The 18,816-nt window shown below is 48.1% G+C and carries 17 protein-coding genes; 3 read left to right on the top strand and 14 right to left on the bottom strand.

Annotation, left to right across the window (positions count from 1 at the left end):
- Positions 1 to 43: 43 nt before the first annotated feature.
- The 8 genes from nhaC to FM042_RS02365 form a co-directional block, all read right to left on the bottom strand.
- Complete coding sequence (nhaC, locus tag FM042_RS02400) at positions 44 to 1,513, bottom strand: Na+/H+ antiporter NhaC (RefSeq protein WP_143234149.1); 1,470 nt, start codon at positions 1,511 to 1,513, stop codon at positions 44 to 46.
- 57 nt (positions 1,514 to 1,570) lie between these two features.
- Positions 1,571 to 2,953, bottom strand: a complete 1,383-nt coding sequence (locus FM042_RS02395; protein WP_143234148.1) for a sodium-dependent transporter — start codon at positions 2,951 to 2,953, stop codon at positions 1,571 to 1,573.
- Positions 2,954 to 3,119: 166 nt separating this feature from the next.
- Positions 3,120 to 5,162 (bottom strand): carboxy terminal-processing peptidase, encoded by a 2,043-nt coding sequence (gene prc / locus FM042_RS02390; protein ID WP_143234147.1) that lies wholly within the window; start codon positions 5,160 to 5,162, stop codon positions 3,120 to 3,122.
- Positions 5,163 to 5,170: 8 nt separating this feature from the next.
- Entirely contained in the window at positions 5,171 to 5,839 is a 669-nt protein-coding gene (proQ, locus tag FM042_RS02385; RefSeq protein WP_143234146.1) for an RNA chaperone ProQ, read from the bottom strand.
- Between the two features lie 3 nt (positions 5,840 to 5,842).
- Entirely contained in the window at positions 5,843 to 6,160 is a 318-nt protein-coding gene (locus FM042_RS02380; RefSeq protein ID WP_143234145.1) for a hypothetical protein, read from the bottom strand.
- Positions 6,161 to 6,171: 11 nt separating this feature from the next.
- A complete protein-coding gene (locus FM042_RS02375) occupies positions 6,172 to 6,672 on the bottom strand; it encodes a GAF domain-containing protein (protein WP_143234144.1) in 501 nt (166 codons plus the stop codon).
- The gene (locus tag FM042_RS02370) at positions 6,673 to 6,993 is read right to left on the bottom strand and encodes a YeaC family protein (RefSeq protein WP_143234143.1); all 321 of its coding nucleotides are present in this window, start codon (positions 6,991 to 6,993) and stop codon (positions 6,673 to 6,675) included. It abuts the gene before it with no gap.
- Between the two features lie 9 nt (positions 6,994 to 7,002).
- Entirely contained in the window at positions 7,003 to 7,335 is a 333-nt protein-coding gene (locus FM042_RS02365) for a zinc ribbon domain-containing protein (RefSeq protein ID WP_143234142.1), read from the bottom strand.
- Between the two features lie 226 nt (positions 7,336 to 7,561).
- Here FM042_RS02365 and FM042_RS02360 point away from each other — a divergent pair, with 226 nt between their 5' ends.
- A complete protein-coding gene (locus FM042_RS02360; RefSeq protein ID WP_143234141.1) occupies positions 7,562 to 9,115 on the top strand; it encodes an alanine/glycine:cation symporter family protein in 1,554 nt (517 codons plus the stop codon).
- 77 nt (positions 9,116 to 9,192) lie between these two features.
- On the opposite strand, the gene FM042_RS02355 is transcribed toward FM042_RS02360, so the two are convergent.
- From FM042_RS02355 to msrB, 3 genes are all read right to left on the bottom strand, one after another.
- The gene (locus FM042_RS02355) at positions 9,193 to 10,320 is read right to left on the bottom strand and encodes a M14 family metallopeptidase (protein WP_143234140.1); all 1,128 of its coding nucleotides are present in this window, start codon (positions 10,318 to 10,320) and stop codon (positions 9,193 to 9,195) included.
- A gap of 94 nt (positions 10,321 to 10,414) precedes the next feature.
- A complete protein-coding gene (locus FM042_RS02350) occupies positions 10,415 to 11,863 on the bottom strand; it encodes a glyceraldehyde-3-phosphate dehydrogenase (RefSeq protein ID WP_143234139.1) in 1,449 nt (482 codons plus the stop codon).
- 144 nt (positions 11,864 to 12,007) lie between these two features.
- Positions 12,008 to 12,433, bottom strand: coding sequence for a peptide-methionine (R)-S-oxide reductase MsrB (msrB, locus tag FM042_RS02345; RefSeq protein ID WP_143234138.1), 426 nt, complete (start codon positions 12,431 to 12,433; stop codon positions 12,008 to 12,010).
- 95 nt (positions 12,434 to 12,528) lie between these two features.
- On the opposite strand from msrB, the gene pyk reads away from it, so the two are divergent.
- Positions 12,529 to 13,962 (top strand): pyruvate kinase, encoded by a 1,434-nt coding sequence (gene pyk / locus FM042_RS02340; protein ID WP_143234137.1) that lies wholly within the window; start codon positions 12,529 to 12,531, stop codon positions 13,960 to 13,962.
- Between the two features lie 3 nt (positions 13,963 to 13,965).
- Here the strand turns inward: pyk and FM042_RS02335 are convergent, their stop codons facing one another.
- From FM042_RS02335 to FM042_RS02325, 3 genes are all read right to left on the bottom strand, one after another.
- On the bottom strand, positions 13,966 to 14,841 hold the full coding sequence (locus FM042_RS02335; RefSeq protein ID WP_143234136.1) for a DUF6279 family lipoprotein: 876 nt from the start codon (positions 14,839 to 14,841) through the stop codon (positions 13,966 to 13,968).
- Between the two features lie 99 nt (positions 14,842 to 14,940).
- Positions 14,941 to 15,771 (bottom strand): LytR/AlgR family response regulator transcription factor, encoded by an 831-nt coding sequence (locus FM042_RS02330; RefSeq protein ID WP_143235582.1) that lies wholly within the window; start codon positions 15,769 to 15,771, stop codon positions 14,941 to 14,943.
- A 33-nt stretch (positions 15,772 to 15,804) separates the two neighbouring features.
- On the bottom strand, positions 15,805 to 16,872 hold the full coding sequence (locus FM042_RS02325; RefSeq protein ID WP_143234135.1) for a sensor histidine kinase: 1,068 nt from the start codon (positions 16,870 to 16,872) through the stop codon (positions 15,805 to 15,807).
- A 155-nt stretch (positions 16,873 to 17,027) separates the two neighbouring features.
- Here FM042_RS02325 and FM042_RS02320 point away from each other — a divergent pair, with 155 nt between their 5' ends.
- Positions 17,028 to 18,806 carry a M61 family metallopeptidase gene (locus FM042_RS02320; protein ID WP_185960667.1) on the top strand — a complete coding sequence of 593 codons (1,779 nt, stop codon included), beginning with the start codon at positions 17,028 to 17,030 and terminating at the stop codon, positions 18,804 to 18,806.
- Positions 18,807 to 18,816 lie beyond the last annotated feature (10 nt).

Below are 18,816 nucleotides of genomic sequence, written 5' to 3'. Positions count from 1 at the left end.
ATCTTAGCGCATAAAAAAACGCAGGCCGTAGCCTGCGTTTTGATTAACTGGCGGTTTGTACGCTATTTTCGGGATCTTCAAGACGGAGAATCTTAAAGTTCGTATACGCGTATATAATGGTGATAATTGGCACCAAGAACAGGAAGAACGCGAAAGGTGCATAATGCAACGGATACACACCCAGTACGCTAAACATGTAGGCACCACAGGTATTCCATGGAATCAATGGCGAGGTAATAGTGCCACTCGATTCAAGCGTGCGCGATAACACCCGAGGGTCTAATCCGCGATTGGCATACTCTTCTCGGAACATACGACCAGGTAATACAATGGCCATATACTGATCTGCTGTGAGCACGTTCGCGCCAAAACAAGTAAACACAGTTGCCGTAACCAACGAACCCGTGGAGTGAACCACTTTGAGAATTCCACGAATGATCTTCTGCAGCAATCCCGTGGTTTCCATGACAGCACCAAACGTCATCGCTGCAAGAATCAACCAAACGGTATTGGTCATACTCTCCATACCACCACCGCTGATTAAACTTTCTAAATCAGGATTATCAGTCGGTACCGTCACTCCGTTAGCCAAGGCTGTCCACACGACTTCCAAATGTCCGATCCAGACACTCGGGCGATCTAGTTGAGCGAGACCTGCGACAACATCTGATTGAAATAGTAGCGCCCATAAGCCACCAAGCAGAGCGCCGATCAAAATCGTAGGGAGTGCGGGTTTACGCGTGGCCGCTAAAATAAATAAAACGGCCAACGGAATTAACATCAGCGGACTAATGTTAAAAATGGCCTGCAGATCATTCTGCATTACGATAAGGCTATCCATGTTAGCCACACCGCTGCCAGTGAATCCTAAGATAGTGAATAACAATAGGGAGATGAGAAGCGCAGGAACTGCGGTCCACGTCATATAGCGGATATGAGCAAAGAGTTCTGTTCCGGCGACTGCAGGCGCTAAGTTGGTGGTGTCCGATAAAGGCGACATTTTATCGCCAAAATAGGCACCGGAAATCACCGCGCCTGCTGTAATGGGTAACGACAAGTCCATGCCTGTCGCGACACCAATCAGTGCCACACCGATGGTTGCTGCTGTGGTCCAGGAGCTACCAATGGAAATTGCAACAATGGCACAGATCAAGCAGGCGGCAGCATAAAACCAGGTAGGACTGAGCAGCTCAAGTCCATAATAGATCATGGTGGGTACAATACCCGCGAGCAACCAGGTACCAATTAAAGAACCGACCATTAAAATGATCAAAATGGCGCCCAAGGCTACCGAAATCCCCTTGGTGATTCCCGCTTCGATATCGGACCAGCGAAAACCATTATAGAAAGCAATAGTGGCGGCTATACCGGCCGCGATCAATAACGCAATTTGATTAGGGCCGTAAGACGAGTCCTCTCCAAACAGATAAACCGAGCTTCCGAGCATCACAATCAATGCAAGCAGAGGAATAAGAGCCTGTAAATAGGAGGGACGCCGTGTGTTTTCCGTCATCGTGAGTAATCCATGCTAGTGGGCCCCAAATACGGGGCCCAAAGTTATGATTAATTGTTAAAACTGAACAATTCCGAGTAATTGTAAGAAGATTGCAATAATAGCAATTGGCGCTAAATAACGCACACAGAACCGCCATACCGCATAAACACGCGGGCTCGTATTCAGTTCTTCTTCAGTAAAGCGACGCTTCATGACCCACCCAGTAAATAGAGCTGCGAGCAAACCACCTAATGGCAACAAAATATTCGACGCTAAGTGATCGATAGCATCAAAAATTGTGGCCAGCTCTTTGCCAAAGAAATTCCAATTCAGTTGGGTCCAGCCTGCACCGGCAAATGAGAATACGGTGGCCAAACTTAGGGTCCATAGTAACAATCCCGAAGCGATAGATGCTTTCCAGCGAGACACCTGCAACTTTTCCTCGGCGAAAGCTACCGAAGCTTCAATCATCGCGATCGCTGAGGTAAAGGCCGCTAACACCAACATCACGAAGAACACAGTGGCCGTCAGAGAAGTCATCGGCATATGGGTAAAGGCCAGTGGTAGCGTTTGGAAAATCAACCCTGGCCCCTCGCCTGGCGCTAAACCGAAACCAAAGACAATCGGGAATATTGCAAGTCCCGCCACCAATGCAACTAACGTATCCGCAAGAGCAATCCAGATGGATGTACGCGCTATCGATGTACCTTTTGGCAAATAAGCACCATAGATAATCATCACACCTGATGCCAAAGATAGAGTAAAGAAGGCATGGCCCAAAGCAATCAAGGCACCTTGGGTGGTGAGAGCCGAGAAGTCAGGGCGGAACATAAAGTTCACCGCCCGACCAAAATCACCGATAATGCCAGAGTAGATAGCAATAATGACCAGTAAGATTAGCAGTACTGGCATTAAATACTTCACCGCGCGCTCGAGACCATTTTTGAAGCCTTTGCCCACCACGAACACCGTTGCCACAATCAGCAAGGTACTGAAAAAGAGCAGCTCACTGGCGGAAGTCACCATACTGCCAAAGACTAAGGAAACAGATTCTGGGGTAGCATCGACAAAGGTACCTGCCGCACTCTTAAATACATAGGAAAGAGCCCAACCGGCAATCACCGCATAGAAGGTTAAAATAATATAACCGGCACTTAAGCCCATCCAGCCAGTAATTTGCCAAGCGGAACTTACACCTGATTCTTTTGCAAGCTTTGCTGCAGCATAGCCTGGCGATGTGCGTCCCCGGCGACCGATCAGCACCTCAGCCATGAGTACCGGAACGCCAATGAGGAAAATAAACAGAAGATACAAGAGTACGAACGCCCCACCCCCGTTTTCCCCCATAATATATGGGAATTTCCAGATATTGCCTAAGCCAACTGCCGCAGCAGTGGCGGCAAGAACAAACGAAAAGTTACTGGACCAGCGATTGTGGGTTGCGCGTTCTGTTGTCATAAAAATAAACCGTTATTGTGTCGTTATTGGTATCGGTATTGTGTCGGATGAGAACAACTTGAGTGCTGTTCCTGTTTATTATTATCTTCTAATGCTCTGTAACAGCGCAAAGGGCCTGTAAACCAGGCCCTTTCGTATATAACGTGATGTACCTTACCTCTGCTTATTAGCGAATTGCAACATTACTGTCGGTTGCATGGAGTCGCTCGAGGTAATCTAAGGTAATGAACACGGCCTCTTGCATAAAAGGATCCGGCTCAGTGAAGTCGCTATCCACATCATCAAGCGATTCTACCGGGTCTTTGCCTGCGCGCTGTAATCGCTCATTCACCCGTGCAAGGTTACGCTCACGCTCCCGCTTTGACTCCGCTTCTCGCTCCGCTTTTACAAGCGTGATTGCGGTGCGCTCACGCAATGTACGATAGCGCTCAATGTCTTCTTGAATATATGTAAACTCTGGATTTTTCCCGATCCGCTCTTGATAACGCTCAGTGAGATCTTGAATCAACCCATGATTCACCATGGAAAACCCACGGAATTCAATCGGCTCGATTTGGTCCCACGGTAAAGCGTTATCAGCCCGACTTTCGCCAAATTCATCTGGATCGATCAAGCTTGGGAACGCTATATCAGGAACTACGCCCTTATGCTGGGTTGAACCACCCGTGATGCGGTAAAATTTTGCCATGGTGTATTGCACACTTCCCATCGGATTCTGATGCAAATCAAAACGACGTTGCAGGCCCCGATGTTGCTGTACCGTTCCCTTACCAAAGGTGTTTTCGCCAATCACTAGAGCGCGCTCATAATCTTGCATAGCTGCCGCAAAAATCTCTGATGCCGATGCGCTAAAACGATCCACCATAACGACCATAGGACCGTCATAAAACACTGTAGCATCGTTATCCGTACTTACTTCAACCCGACCCGAACTTTCGCGTACTTGCACGACAGGACCACCAGGAATAAACAACCCCGTTAACGTGATCGACTCATTTAATGCACCACCGCCATTGCCGCGTAAATCGATAATCAATGCATCTACTGGCTCATTCTGTAAGGTTATCAAATGCTTTTTCACATGTTCGGTAAGGTTGTTGTAGAAACTTGGAATCTCTATAACGCCGATCCGACGCTCGTCACCTGTCACTTCAACGCGCAGTTTCGCTTCCCGATCTTCCAAACGGACTTCGTCACGGGTAATTTCCACGATTTCTGGAGCTGCACCAGCGCCCTGACCGTCACGCAAAACTTGCAATCGAACCACGCTGCCCTTCGGACCTGTGATCAATTGCACCACGTCATCAAGACGCATACCGATAATATCGACAAATTCCTGATCCCCTTGGGCCACACCAATAATGCGGTCATTAGGCGATAACTCCCCGGACTGTTCTGCCGGACCACCAGGAACCAACGAACGAATCACTGTGTAATCGAATTCCGATTGCAGCAATGCACCAATCCCCTCGAGAGATAGGTTCATGTTCTGTTGGAAGCGTTCTGCGTTGCGGGGTGAAAGATAACTAGTGTGCGCATCGACGCTGCGAGCAAAAGCATTCATGACAACTTGGAATGCATCTTCACTTTGAGCTTGGGTCATACGCTGCAATGCGGCGGTATAGCGCCGCTTGAGATTTTCAATGATCTCATCGTCTTCACGACCTGCCATTGCCAAGTTTAAGGCGTCGTTGCGCACCCGCTTGTTCCAAATATGATCAAGTTCCTCAGACGTAGTTGCCCATGGAGCCTCAGACCGATCAAATACAAATTCGCCTTCTTCCTCAAAGTTGAACGACTCATTCTCAAGCAGTGCTAATGCGTATGCAAACCGCTCGAAACGACGTTCCAAATTTACTTGGTGAATGGCAAAGGCCACTTCAAGTTCACCTGCTATGAGCTTTTCATGAAAGGAATCGCGATACTTCTTGAAGCGTTCAATATCGCTCTCAAGCAAAAACATCCGATTGTAATCAAGCTGTTCAAAATAACGATCAAAAATTTGCTGAGACATCGCAGTGTCCAGCTCCACTTGACTGTAATGATAACGGGTAAAGTACGACGCGATGCGGCGACTCGCTGCTTTATGCTGCGACTCAGGCGTCAGCTTTGGAATATCTGATACCGTATAGTCTGTAGCAACAGCATTGACGCTGAGCGCTAAAAATAGAGCGACAAATACAACCCATTGAACTGCTTGCTTAATCATTCAAACTCCTATCCGACGCGAAATAACTCAGCCACTGGGACCCGAACGGTCATTCCTGATGGCAACTGAACTTGCGCGTCGTTCTTTTCGAGGTCAGTAACTACGCCTTGTACCGGCAAACTACCTACTTGAACCTGGACCTGTTGACCAACAGTTACAGCATCCGGGTTCACTGCGGTAAGTGGTCCTTGCGGCCGTTTCGGTATATCTGCCGAACGCGATCGCGACTTTCTAGGTCCACTTCCTTTGTTTTCTTTGACCTTCGTATGTTTAGGTTTGTTCTGCTGTTTACGTGGTTTAGTCGCAGTAGGTTTACTTTCTGCCGCAAGTTCGGCCTTACGTGCCTTGGCGCGGGCTTGCGACGCTTGCAACTGCTCTACTGCATGAGCTTCATGATCAGCTTCAACCAGGCCTGCGTCTGCACCGTCAAGATCAACGCGCTGAACACCAGCCTTTACACCGCGTAAATAGCGCCATGAGCTAGTATATAAGCGCAAAGCCGAACGAATTCGCGTTTTACTCACTTTCTCATCATCTGCCAAACGGGCCGCGAGATCCTCGAAAATTCCGATTTTCAGTGGGCGCGCATCTCCATCCAGTGTGAAACATGCTGGGAACTGCTCTGCCAAATATGCAATCACTTCTTTACTGGTAGAGAACTTTGCCGATTTTTCCATTGTTTAACCTTCGTCTAGCACTTCAGTTGAATCATCTGGCTCAGCATCTTGCTCAATTCGCTGTACCAAATGAGTAATATAATCTTCGAGCTCGTCTGTATCGGATTCTAACAATCCAGGTTCCCGTAACCAGAGGTCGGAAATCTCTACCACGAGTTGTTCAATGTTTTCGTGGGTCCAAAAGCCCCCGTGGGCTGTTGCTTTATGTATGGCGTAGATCATGGCATTCAAATGGTCCGCCGCTTGTTCTGCGTCTTCCTCGAAGAATTCCATATCGGTAATCGACACTAAATAAGGTCGAACATCAAAATCGAGATCCACGTGACTACTCCCTACGCCGCCACCTGATCCCAGGCTAACTGTTCAAACACAGGCATAAGCGCTTCCACTCCTGCCTGATCATCTGCCGTAAAGCGTTCGGTTTCTGGACTATCAATATCAAGCACCGCCACCACCTTACCCTGATAAAAAATTGGCACTACGAGTTCTGAGTTGCTCGCACTATCACAAGCAATATGCCCGGGGAATGCGTGAACATCATCGACACGTTGTGTTTTTCCAGTCGCCCATGCGGCACCACACACACCTTTACCATGACCGATACGAACACATGCCACTTTACCCTGAAACGGGCCTAGCACCAATTCATCTTGTTTGACAATATAAAAGCCAAGCCAATTTAAACGATCAATCTGATCATAGAGAACCGCGCTGATATTTGCGAGGTTCGCAATGAGGTCTGGTTCGCTGGAAGTAAGCGCAGCAAGTTGTTTACCTAAAGACGCGTAGAAATCCGCAGTCCCCTTGTCGGAATGTGATTCAACAACAAACATTTAGGATGCCTCCGAATCAGAGTCAGGCTCAATAGAAAAACGGGCTATGGTCGCTTCATCAGAGGGTAAGCCGGCACGGTCGCGCAATTCCCTGCGCAAATCGCCTTTGGTTTTAAACACAAGCTCGCCTGCGTTATTAATTGAAAAGTGATCGGTTTGGTTGAGCCGTCGCGCTTGATACACCATAACAATCTCCATGGCATTCTCAAGCTGAGCTGCTGAGAGCTTCTGCCCATCAGGCCAGCGCCCTGTTTCCACAGCTTCTTTCATGCGCTCGTAGATCTCTGGGGTGACGGCCCTTAATACATCATCGTACTGCATATTCTTCAGTTACCGCTGTTTCTTCAAAATATAAATTCGGCCGCGCGTAATCAGATACCAAATAAAGCTTATGGCTGCCAGCACACCACCGATATATGGAATCCAAGGACCCATCCCCGTAGTACCCCAATCATAGAAAAAAGCACCTATTCCCGCAATGAATAACAATATCGCCAACATTTGTTGACTCACTAACCGACTCAATTGCTGTGAACGTTGTAAGCGTGATTTACGCGCTAAACTCTCACTATCATGAGCTCCCAACATGAATCCACAATGGTCGCAGGTTGCCGCTTTATCGGAAACTTTCTTACCACAGCCTGGGCAACTAATGATCGCCATCGATTTCTCCTATCCTTCGCTCGAGGGCCCATGATAACAGTGCAGACCGGCAGATTCACCCACTGTCAGTGGGCAATCGACCAAAATCAGCTGTTTTGTACAAACTTTTCGACCAACGTGCGATTCAGTGCTACTAAAGCCGCAGCAAAGCATAGAGCTTTTAAATGAACTATGGCAGAGTATGCAGGGTTAAAAACAACAATTCCATAACAATCAGGGGAAACCAATGGAAGCACTGGTCAATACGGTGAACAATATCGTTTGGAGCCCGGCACTCGTCGTTCTGTGCCTAGCCGCCGGCTTGTTCTACTCCATCCTGACGCGTTTTGCGCAGGTACGTCACTTTCGCGAGATGGTTCGCTTACTCTTTAGCGGTAATACATCCAAGCAAGGCATTTCTTCGTTTCAAGCACTTGCAGTGACCCTTTCTGGTCGTGTAGGCGTCGGTAATATTGCCGGTGTGGCCGCGGCCATCGGCTTCGGTGGGCCCGGCGCCGTTTTCTGGATGTGGGTCGTGGCTTTTCTGGGTGCTTCAACAGCCTTTGCAGAGTCAACCCTCGGTCAGATATATAAAGTAGAAGACGAAGGCCAATATCGTGGTGGCCCAGCTTATTACTTTGAAAAGGCGCTAGGACAAAAGTGGTTGGCAATTCTATTCGCCGTTTCCGCTATTGTTGCCTGCGGTATTTTCTTACCGGGAATTCAAGCGAACGCGGTCGGTAATGCCGTTACACACGTGTTTGGTGACGGTAATATGGTGACCACTGACTACGGTGATGTAGGATCCAACAAGTTAATCGCGCTTGCGGTTATCTTGATTGTACTTGGGTTTATTATCTTTGGTGGTATTAAGCGTATTGCCAACTTTACCCAGATCGTTGTCCCCTTTATGGCGTTGGCGTACATCATTATGGCGCTTGTTATTGTTTTTCTAAACTTTAATCAGGTACCAGGGATATTTGCCATGATCTTCACCGATGCCTTTACTGCGCAGGCTGGATTTGGTGCGGCTATTGGCTGGGGTGTGCGTCGTGGTATTTACTCTAACGAAGCTGGTCAAGGTACAGGCCCTCACGCCTCCTCTGCTGCAGAGGTTGATCATCCGGCGCAACAAGGTTTGGTACAAGCGTTCTCAGTATATGTAGACACCTTGTTCGTATGTACCGCAACGGCACTCATGATTCTGATTACCCAGCAATTTAACATCCAAACCGAAGATTTTAATGTGGTTGCGGGTACAGGGACCATGATTGTTCAGAACGTAGATGCTGCCACCGAAGTTGCATCTCCGGCCTTTACTCAACTTGCGTTATCCAGTGTATTTGGAGACTTTGGGCAAGGCTTTGTCGGCATTGCCATTTTCTTCTTTGCCTTTACCACCATACTGGCTTACTACTACATTGCGGAAACCAATGTTTCGTACTTAAATCGCTATTTTAAAGGGAAGATCTCTCTCAACCTTGTGAAATTTGTGATTATGTTTATGGTGGCCTACGGTACAGTGAACAGTTCCGGCTACATCTGGAATCTTGGTGATATCGGTGTGGGTTTAATGGCCTGGATTAACATTCTCGGTATTCTCGCGATATTCTTTGTTGCCAAACCTGCGATGACCTGTTTGCGCGACTACGAAGCACAGAAAAAAGCGGGTGGTCCCATTACCTTTGATCCGGAAAAGCTAGGGATCAAGAAGGCCGATTTCTGGGTGAAACGTTTAGCCAGACAACGTGCAGAAGCCGCTGCGAATGTTGCTGCCGCTGAGGACAAGAATAATCCTTAGGCATAAGCAGTTGTAAAACAGATAAAAAACGGAGGCACATGCCTCCGTTTTTTTATTGCTCATTGCGCTTCACCGGGTTAACGCAAGCGAGGCGCTACCGCCAGTATGGCCCGCAAGGTATCACGACCAAATTGTTGTGATCGTACATCCGACCACTGCTGATAAGGCTCCGGTAAGTCGTCGTTATCTTTAAACGGCATTTCGACAGTAAAGGCCAAGCAACGAAAACGTTCTGCTACGGCATTACTCGCCACTGTTAAATTGGCCTTGCCTGGTTCATCTTTATCGTAACCGTAGGTGGTCTGGAACTCAGCGGTGGCCTGCAGGTAAGCGGCACGAAATGATGCCTCGAGCTGCGCATGCCGGTCATCATAGGATGGGATCCCCTCTGCACCAGCAATGAAATTATACGGAATATTCTCATCACCGTGGATATCCAAGTACATATCCACGCCAACTTCATCCATCATGTTCAGCACATGAAACACTTCCGGACTTTTCTCTATCGTTGGGGTCTTCCACTCACGATTCAAGTTGACACCTGCTGCATTGGTGCGCAAATGCCCACGAACACTGCCGTCTGGATTCATGTTTGGAACCACATAGAAAACACATTGTTCAAGGAGTTGGCGAGATACGGGCTCGTCTTCGTTGAGCAAAGCTTCCAACATACCCTCTACAAACCATTCGGCCATGGTTTCGCCGGGATGCTGGCGCGCCGTAATCCAAATCGAACGCTTATGCTCTGCAGGTTCACCAATCACGAGTAAATTCATTTCACGCCCATCAAGGGTTGTGCCAAGCACCTTTTGCTCGACCCAGCTACTTTGCTGCGCCCATTGCACCAGATCCAAGTGTCGCTCCCAGCTATAGGGAATAAAGTAGGCAAAAAATACACTTTCTTGCTCCGGCGTAAACTGAATGGTTACTTTACTACCGTCAAAGGAAGTGGGCACTCTGAACCAGGTGTCCCGATCATAGCTCGCGAAGGTCTGGTAACCTTCCCAGCCTTTTGGATAGGCCGACCCCGATGCGTTCTCAATGATAAGGGTGTGCTCAATCTCGGCCGTGCTCAGCAACTTAAAATGAAACCACTGATAAAAATCAGATTGATGATCTTTGCGAATATTCAAGCGGATATTATCAGGACGATCCGCTGATAGCACTTCGATATTGCCGCTATCAAATGCGGTTGAAATGAGCATAGGTTTTCCTCGTATTAAAGAATTCTCGTAAAGCGAACAGATCGCCTCAGACAAAAGAAGCGCCACAAGGGCGCTTCTTTACTTAAATGTCCCGTTATGCGGGGATATTTGGTACCGCTAAACCAGCCATGTCTTGGATAACGCGCAACACTTGGCAACTATAACCGAACTCGTTGTCGTACCAAACGTACAGCACAGCCCGGTCACCTTCCACGATAGTGGCTTGTGAATCAACGATACCCGCGTAGCGACTACCCACCAAGTCAGAGGAAACGATTTCCGTCGACGAGGTAAAATCAATTTGGTTCTGCAGTTCTGAGTGCAATGCGGTGTGACGCAAGAAGTTATTCAAGCCATCCCGATCCGTTTCGCGGTTTAAATTCAGGTTCATAATTGCCATAGACACATTCGGTGTAGGTACCCTAATGGCGTTCCCCGTGAGCTTGCCTTTCAGCTCCGGCAGCGCTTTTGCCACCGCTTTCGCGGCACCAGTAGAGGTAATCACCATGTTTAATGGCGCGGAACGTCCACGACGCTCGGCTTTGTGGTAGTTATCAATGAGGTTTTGGTCGTTGGTATACGCATGAACGGTTTCAACATGACCGTTCTTAATACCAAATTCATCGTTAATCGCCTTCAGCACCGGCGTAATCGCGTTCGTGGTACAGCTCGCTGCCGAAACAATTAAGTCTTCTGGAAGGATGTCTGCATGATTCACGCCATGCACGATGTTTTTGATATCGCCCTTCGCTGGCGCCGTTAACAACACTTTCTTGGCACCCTTGGCTTTCAGATGTAAACCCAGACCCGCTTCGTCACTCCACACACCCGTATTGTCGACAATAATCGCGTCTTTGATGCCATACGCGGTGTAATCTACTTGATCCGGCGAATTCGCGTAAATTACCTGAATACGCGTACCATTAGCTTTAATTGCATTGTTCTCCGGATCAACGGTGATTGAACCATTAAATGGGCCATGGATTGAATCACGGCGCAACAAGCTCGCTCGTTTTTCTAAGTCCCCTTCGCCGCCACCGCGCACTACAATTGCCCGTAAGCGCAGCTTGTTGTTGTTTCCATTACGCTCAATCAATAAGCGAGCTAACAATCGACCGATACGACCAAATCCATATAGCACTACATCCCGTGGCTCTACGTCATCGGCTTTACCAATGATGTCTACAAGGTTACGGTTTAAATATTCTTGAACGGATTCATTATCTTTGCGCTGACCACCAAAGTGGTAGCCGAAGGCAAGTTTACCTAAATCGATACGAGCTGGGGCAATATCCATCTCGGCAAGTGCCGCAAGGAAGGGGTAGCTTTCCCGCAGACGAAGTTTATGATCTTCGTGTTGGCGGACTAAACGATGCGTTTTAATAATATCAATCGTTGATCCATTTAACAGGCTCCGGCCATATACCAGAATCTCCACTCCCTTGGTGCGGTATAAACGGCCAATCAGCGGTTGCATCATTTCCGCGTAGTCTTGACGCTCTTCCCAGCTTTTTAACGTTGTATCATTATGCGCATCAGTCATTGGAAAACCTTTCCCAGCTATTCGAATGAAACGGATCTGCACGCAGAACGCGCACAGGTTTAAATTCGAGCGCTATTGTACTTAAAATGTGTCCCAGCGGCTAGTTGCCTAGACCATTTCCTAACGTTTACCGGCATAAATTTGTCAACCGTTCGTTGCAGACCCATCTATAGCGATAAAGGTCATGGCGCGTGAATTTAGGCAATAGCGTTGGCCTGTAGGCCCAGGACCGTCATCGAATACATGGCCCAAATGCCCGTCGCAGCGAGCACATCTAATTTCAATGCGCTGCATCCCATGGGAATCATCCGAAAGGTAACGAATCGCATCAGGCAATGCTTGGTAAAAGCTCGGCCAACCACACCCTGCATCAAACTTCGTATCCGCGGGAAACAAGGGCAAACCACAACCGGCACAACAATACTCGCCCGCGCGGCTTTCATACAGCAAAGCACCGGTAAATGGCCGCTCAGTACCCTGCTCGCGTAACACTTGATATTGCTCAGGTGTTAAATGTTCCCGCCATTCCGCATCGGTACGTGGTATCGAACTGTACTGAGATTTTTTCATAGTCCTCCCTTAAACATAGACGCTGTCATATTTACATGGGTATCATTATGATAATATCTGTCTTATTCGCTCAAGTTTTTAGGGAATGTAATTCGATGCTACGTCGTACAAAAATTGTCACAACTCTCGGTCCTGCAACAGATAAACCCGGTGTCTTAGAAGCGCTCATCCAAGCTGGTGCAAGCGTCGTGCGTCTCAATTTTTCCCACGGTGATGCCGCTGACCACAAAAAACGTGCGACCGCAGTGCGCGAAATCGCACAACGGTTAAACCGTCATGTTGCCATTTTGGGCGATTTGCAAGGCCCTAAAATTCGTGTGGCGCGCTTTGAACACGATAAAGTTGAGCTGACCCACGGACAAGACTTTGTCTTGGATGCGGCAATGGACGGCGCGAAAGGGAATGAGTTTGCCGTGGGTCTTGATTACAAAGAATTACCAAAAGATGTAACCAGTGGCGACATTCTTTTGCTCGACGATGGTCGCATTCGCTTACAAGTCACCCGGGTGGAAGGCACTAAAGTGCACACCAAGGTTGTTGTTGCTGGCACCTTGTCAAATAACAAAGGAATTAACCGCCAAGGCGGCGGCCTTTCTGCCTCTGCGTTAACCGAAAAAGACTTCCGAGATATTGAAACCGCCGCCGAAATTGACGTCGACATTCTCGCCGTTTCCTTCCCGCGTTCTGGTTCAGATCTGCAACTTGCCCGTGCTCTGCTCAACAAAGCCGGCTGTGATGGCGCCATCTGTGCCAAGATCGAACGCGCCGAAACCGTGGCTACAGACGCGGCCTTAGATGACGTTATCGAACATTCGGATGTGGTAATGGTGGCCCGTGGTGATCTCGGGGTAGAAATTGGCGATGCTCAGTTGGTAGGTCAACAAAAACGAATTATCCAGCGGGCCCGTGAACTGAACCGTGTGGTGATTACGGCCACGCAAATGATGGAATCTATGATTGATAGTTCCATGCCTACACGCGCCGAAGTAATGGACGTCGCCAACGCCGTTTTGGATGGTACCGATGCAGTGATGCTATCGGCTGAAACAGCGGCTGGGAAATACCCTGTGGAAACTGTAAAAGCGATGGCGGATATCTGTCGCGGCGCGGAGGAATATCCTGCTTTGCGACTTACTCGGAACAGCGAGCATGACTCGGTAAGCTCTGTATCACAAGCGACTGCCCTATCGGCGATGTACACTGCAAACCATCTTGAGGGTGTTACCGCAATCATCGCCCTCACAGAATCAGGGCATACCGCAAAGCTTATGTCGCGAATACATACAGACTTGCCAATTTTTGCGTTGTCGCGGCATCAAAAATCGCTCAATAAAGCAAATTTATACCGGGGAGTTTACCCATTATATTTTGATTCCACCAAGTCGACGCCAACTACCGTTCTGCGCGATGCGATTCATATGATTGAAAAGCAAGGTCATATTAGCAAGGGTGAAATGGTGATCATCACCCATGGTGATGTTATGGAAACCATTGGCAAGACCAACACCAGCAAAATCATTCAGGTATAGTTTCTACCGAGATTGCGGCACCGCATCACGCTGCCGCATCATTCCGATCACGTCTCTTCTAAAGCCGTCAATCGTCCGCATTAAACGCTGGCGTTGGCGGTCAGTCATAGACCCATGAATTTTCACCATAAGCTCCATGGTCACCGCTCGGTGCTCCATCAATACCGCCACCATGTCGTCGCTTCGAAACTGCTCTGGTTGTACCCATAAACGTTCAATACGCTGGGCAAATGCTTCCTCATCATGACGGTAAGTAAGCGCCTCCGCAAACGCGTTCGACCAGCGTTGATTATACTCAAACCATAATTGCGAGGTCTCTGGCACCTCCGTTGCCCAGGCTTGGATCAACGCCTGCTGTTGTGCGGTCGGGCGCCCCATGTTATCGCGAATCTGTTTGAGTAGGCGTTCTTCGTGCTGCGCGATTCGCTCCTCTGCATCCCGCTCAGATCTTTCCTCAATACGCTTTTCTTGGCGCTCCTGCATATAACTCAGAAGTTCCTCCACCTGGTTGTCCGATAGCTTACTGAGAAGGCGTACTGACGGGGCCACCAAGGCTTTTCGGAGGTCCAACCAAAAGCGATACAATCGCTCTTCGTAGTATTCCAGATCTTCAGTGTTAATGGTTTTGCTGTTGGCATCGCGATAAAGGCGGTTAAGAGCGAGCATATATTCGGGCAATTGAGTTTCCGCATGCCATTGCAACAACGCATCGGTTTCACTACGTAATTGCTGACGCTGCTCTGATGTAAGCGACACAATTCTCCCGGCTTGCCACGAAACAAGCTGTTCCGCGTATCGATAGCCGAGTTGTCGACTTGAACACGCAGATAAGCTGCCTAAAATCAGCGCAATACACACCATTGCCATTATCCAGCGCATTAGTAACATAGGTTTCCTGCTTATTTACTGCGTTTATTATGTATTTGTTTTAAACGAAAAAAGCAGTGATATTGTTCACTGCTTTTTTCTTAGGAGGTGTTAGGCATTACCCAAAACGAGCTGTTTGATTCGGTCTTTGTAGCTGCGACTGACCTTCAGCTCCTGCCCATTTTGCAAGACAATGTGATATTCACCATTTTGCCGACTACAGAGCTTTTCTACTTGCGCTAAATTCACGATGGCCGACCGATGAATCCGCTGAAAGATGCGAGGATTGAGCTCTTGCTCCAATTCCTTCATGGTTTTACGTAAGATATGTGTTTGATTACCAGCGTGAATGCACATGTAATCACCCGCAGCATCAATCCATTCAATGGAATTCATTGCCACACGTGTAATCTCGCCACTGTCTTTTATTGCCAGATGCTCAGGATACTGATCGAATTTTGGTTGCTTCCCTTCTGCCAGCTGACGCAAGATATCTTCGCAATCTTCACCCGTAATTTCACTTACCAACTGCACCAAACGGTCTTGGTATTGCCGCGCTTTTTCAGTATTAAGCTCATCACTTATGCGATCCATAGCTTCTTTCAAGCGCTCTTCATCGACTGGCTTTAACAAATAATCTAGAGCCCGCACATCGAATGCGCGAATCGCATACTGGTCGTAGGCAGTAACAAAAACTACCGCAGGCATGGTTTGCGCTCGTTCCCGAAGGCTGCGGAGCACATCAAATCCGTTCATGCCGGGCATTTGAATATCGAGAAACACCAAATCCGGTTTCTCCGCCAAGATCACTTCCACCGCTTCCCGGCCGCTGGTGCCTTCCGCAACAATATCGACGTATTCAAATTGTTCAAGTCGGATTCTCAACCCTTTACGAGCTAAGGGTTCGTCATCAACTATTACCGCACGGATTGTTTGCTGCATGTCGTTCATTCAACTCACATTGTCTTCAAGTGATTACTCTTCTGGCTGCCATGGCATGGAAATGCTCACCACGCAGCCGGAAGGAACATTAGCCGACAGATTAAAGGAGTACTGCTTACCATACAAGGCTTTCAAGCGTTCTTGTGTATTCGCCAGCCCCACACCTGACCCGCGCACCTTAATACGCGATGGGTCAAAGGGCTGTGGTCCATTGTCGGCAATACTAATTTTCAGCATATCCGCTTCCACATGGGCATGGATATGAATCGTACCCGTGGTTTCGGTACGAGCAATTGCATATTTAATTGCATTTTCGATCAATGGTTGCAGCAATAAACTAGGCACAAGGGCCCGTAACGCCTCATCTGACGCATCAACATGGATTTCTAGGCGGTCACCAAAACGAACCTTTTCTATATCCAGATACAGCATAAGTGCATCAATTTCTTTCTTTAAACTGATGCGCTTAATGGGTTCATTATCTAACGAAAATCGTAAAAAACGACTGAGTTTACTCATCATTTGATTGGCGGCTTTGTTTTCATTCACCAAAATCAACGTCGAAATCGCATTCAGGGTATTAAACAAAAAGTGTGGATTTAATTGATAGCGCAGCATTTTTAGTTGCGATTGGTGGGCCATCGACACCGCAGTAAGTGCCTTCTGACGCTCATCTTGCAACAGCTGGTAATACTTGATCACAAAGTACAACACACTCCAAGTGAGCAAAATGTAGAACTTGGCCACGCTATGTTGGAAGTAGAACAGTAAGTTATTCGGTCGATATCCGAATTTATAGATTTCCCAATGTGTGAGATTATCAATGACAGCCCATATCGCAGCGGCGAAGTAGGAAATCGCGATCACCATAATGACATGGACAAAAGGCGGCGCGTTCCAGATGGCACGATAGATGTAGCGCATGGGTACCGTTAACAAAAACCCAGCATAAGCACCCAATAAAATGATCACGAGGAAAATATCGCGCATTTCATGCATGAGAGAGCCAATATATTGAACTAAGGCATACCCCATCCACCCTGCGATCTGCAGGACCCAGAACATTTTATTGCGGTCTTCAAGATATGATCGCCAATTCAAACAGCTACCCACCTAAACGTCTTATTACAATTTATTAACAATGATACGCGACTGTGTCCGCTCTTGCTCGCGTATTAGTCGAGGGAACAAGACGATTGGTCGCACTGCATGATAAACTCAAGCACAGTATGTATTCACCCGTGCATGGAGATTCTATGTCTGCCGCAGAAATTGCGCCCGTAACCTATCAAGTCACACCCGACATTGCGCACCATTACTTTCATGTCTGTATGCGAATTCCCGCACACGCTGATAACAAGGTGATATTACGGCTGCCAACATGGTTACCCGGCAGCTATATGATACGTGATTTTGCAAAACACATAGTGACCTTTTCGGCAACTGGCACTCACGGTGCGCTCGATAGCCGTCGGCCTGACAAAAGCACATGGATAATTCAAACCGACGGTAACGGGATCACGATTCGTTATACGGTATACGCTTTTGATTTGTCGGTACGCACCGCGTATTTAGCCCACGAGTTTGGTTTTTTTAATCCCAGTGCGCTTTGCCTCGAATCACTGGCTCATTCAAACCACCCTCATGTGATTAACCTGCAAGGGTTTCCCTTGCATTGGGACATCAGCACGGGCATGCCCAAAGCGGCACTACCTGAAGATAATTCGTCCAACAGCTACGCTGCGGAGGACTATGCGAGCCTCATCGATTATCCATTTTTGTGTGGCGAGCTTACACGCATCGAGTTTTCCGCGGCAGGCATTCCCCATACATTAGTTCTGAGCGCACCGCATTTTGCCGATGCTGATGCGTTAGAACGCGATTTACAACGTATTTGCGAAGCACAGATCGCCCTGTTCGGAGAAAGCGGAACTGCGGCACCTTTTGCCTCATATCAATTTTTAACCATGGTGATTGGGGAAGGCTTTGGTGGCTTAGAACACCGAAACTCAACCGCTTTGCTGTGCAGTAGGCACACCTTAGAACCCGGCTCAGAGAAAGAAGCCAATGATGACTACCTTACTTTTTTAAGTTTGTGTAGCCATGAATACTTCCATAGCTGGAATATCAAACAGCTAAGACCCAAGGAATTTCATCCTTACGATCTTCGCCACGAACAATATACTCAGCAATTGTGGTTCTATGAAGGGATGACCTCTTACTACGACGATTGGATGGTGTATCGTGCAGGCGTCATGACGCAACAAAGATTTTTAGGTCGGTTAGCTCAATCATTAACCCGAGCATTGCGTGGAAAAGGGCCGCAACGCCAAAGTATTGCTGAGTCCAGTCAATTGGCCTGGACTACGTTCTACCAACAAAACGAAAATGCCGCGAACGCTATCGCAAGCTATTACAGTAAAGGTGCGGTGGTGGCACTACTTGCCGATCTCTATTTACGTAGCCGGTATCCTGGGAGAAGTTTAGATGATGTAATGCGTGAGGCTTACCAGAGCTATCGCCATCACGGAACCACGCTAAGCGACTTGTTTCGCTTGTTTGCAACCGTGGGCGATGAAACCTTACGAGCATTGGTAGAACGAGCTGTTCTCAGCACAGAAGCCATCGACTTATCACCTTTGTTGGCAGCCGTTGGCATCGAACTTCTGCCCGCCACGGTTGATCCCTTCAGTCAACAACCAGCCCTGACACCTTTACAGCCAACGTCTGTAAGCTTGGGTGCTGCGCTACAAGAAACACATCAAGGCGTCACGGTACAGCGTGTCATGGAAGATAGTCCTGCTGCCCGAGCGGGACTTGCCAAAGGCGATCGCTTGCTCGCTATTGACCATATCGAAGCGACCAAAGGAAATATTTTAAGAGCGTTCCAACGCTATCAACCAGGTGATACCAGTACCTTGCACTACTTCCGCCGAGATATATTGGTGGCCGCTGAGCTACATTGGCAGGCACCTGTCGTTGATGGCTATCAATTAGCCGTCCGTGATACAGAAAAAGCGCGCGCTTGGTTATAAACCAAGCCAC

It is taken from the genome of Aliidiomarina halalkaliphila (assembly GCF_007096385.1).
Taxonomy (GTDB): domain Bacteria; phylum Pseudomonadota; class Gammaproteobacteria; order Enterobacterales; family Alteromonadaceae; genus Aliidiomarina; species Aliidiomarina halalkaliphila.
Note: the sequence above shows the minus strand (reverse complement) of the source record. Positions and strands in the feature narration are given on the sequence as shown.